This is a genomic window from Streptomyces sp. NPDC052701 (assembly GCF_040678355.1).
GTDB lineage: Bacteria > Actinomycetota > Actinomycetes > Streptomycetales > Streptomycetaceae > Streptomyces.
The window spans coordinates 1-1,586 of record NZ_JBFATO010000083.1; the positions used below are offsets into that span (position 1 = coordinate 1).

1 protein-coding gene is annotated in these 1,586 nt (G+C 66.5%); it reads right to left on the reverse strand.

Annotation, left to right across the window (positions count from 1 at the left end; translation table 11 throughout):
* On the reverse strand, window positions 1-1,573 hold a 1,573-nt coding region (gene ctaD / locus AB0L29_RS35480; RefSeq protein WP_365833474.1), incomplete at its 3' end, for a cytochrome c oxidase subunit I.
* Between the last annotated feature and the right edge of the window lie 13 nt (window positions 1,574-1,586).

Genomic DNA, 1,586 nt, shown 5'->3' on the forward strand with positions numbered 1-1,586 from the left:
CCACGTCGGGGTGGTGGAGGTCGAAGGCGGGGGATTCGGAGCGGATCTTGGGCAGGGTGGTGAAGTTGTGGCGTGGGGGCGGGCAGCTGGTGGCCCATTCCAGGGAGCGGCCGTAGCCCCAGGGGTCGTCGACCTCGATCTTGTTGCCGATCTTGGCGGTCTTCCACACGTTGTAGGCGAAGGGCAGGGTGGACAGGCCCAGCAGGAAGGCGCCGATGGAGGAGAGGGTGTTCAAGGCGGTGAAGCCGTCGGCGGCCAGGTAGTCGGCGTAGCGGCGGGGCATGCCCTCGGCGCCGAGCCAGTGCTGGACGAGGAAGGTGGTGTGGAAGCCGGTGAACAGGGTCCAGAAGTGGATCTTTTCCAGGCGTTCGTCGAGCATGGTGCCGGTCATCTTGGGCCACCAGAAGCTGAAGCCGGCGAACATGGCGAAGACCACGGTGCCGAAGACGACGTAGTGGAAGTGGGCGACGACGAAGTAGGTGTCGGTGACGTGCCAGTCCAGGGGCGGGGAGCCGAGGATGACGCCGGTCAGGCCGCCGAAGAGGAAGGTGACCAGGAAGCCGGCCGCCCACAGCATGGGGGGTTCGAAGGACAGGGAGCCCTTCCACATGGTGCCGATCCAGTTGAAGAATTTCACGCCGGTGGGGACGGCGATCAGGTAGGTCATGAAGGCGAAGAAGGGCAGCAGGGCGGCCTGGGTGGCGAACATGTGGTGGGCCCAGACGGTCACCGACAGGCCGGCGATGGCGATGGTGGCGCCGACCAGGCCCATGTAGCCGAAGAGGGGTTTGCGGGCGAAGACGGGGATGACCTCGCTGATGATGCCGAAGAAGGGCAGGGCCAGGATGTAGACCTCGGGGTGGCCGAAGAACCAGAACAGGTGCTGCCACAGCACGGCGCCGCCGTTTTCGGGGTCGAAGATGTGGGCGCCGAACTGGCGGTCGGCCTCCAGGGCGAACAGGGCGGCGGCCAGCACGGGGAAGGCCAGCAGCACCAGCACCGAGGTGAGCAGCACGTTCCAGGTGAAGATGGGCATGCGGAACATGGTCATGCCGGGGGCGCGCATGCAGATGATGGTGGTGATGAAGTTGACCGCGCCCAGGATGGTGCCGAAGCCGGACAGTGCCAGGCCCATGATCCACAGGTCGCCGCCGAGGTAGGGGGTGCGTTCGCCGCCGCTGAGGGGGGTGTAGGCGGTCCAGCCGAAGTCGGCGGTGCCGTTGGGGGTGAACACGCCGGCCAGCACGATCAGGCCGCCGAAGAGGAACAGCCAGTAGGAGAGCATGTTCAGCCGGGGGAAGGCCACGTCGGGGGAGCCGATCTGCAGCGGCATGATGGCGTTGGCGAAGCCGGCGAAGGTGGGGGTGGCGAACAGCAGCAGCATCACCGTGCCGTGCAGGGTGAAGGCCTGGTTGTACTGCTCGGCGGACAGGATCTGCAGGCCGGGCCGGGACAGCTCGGCCCGGATCGCCATCGCCAGCAGCCCGCCGATCAGGAAGTAGCCGAACGAGGTGATCAGGTACAGGTGCCCGATCTTCTTGTGATCGGTGGTGGTCAGCCAGGACACGATCACCTGCCCCAGGCCA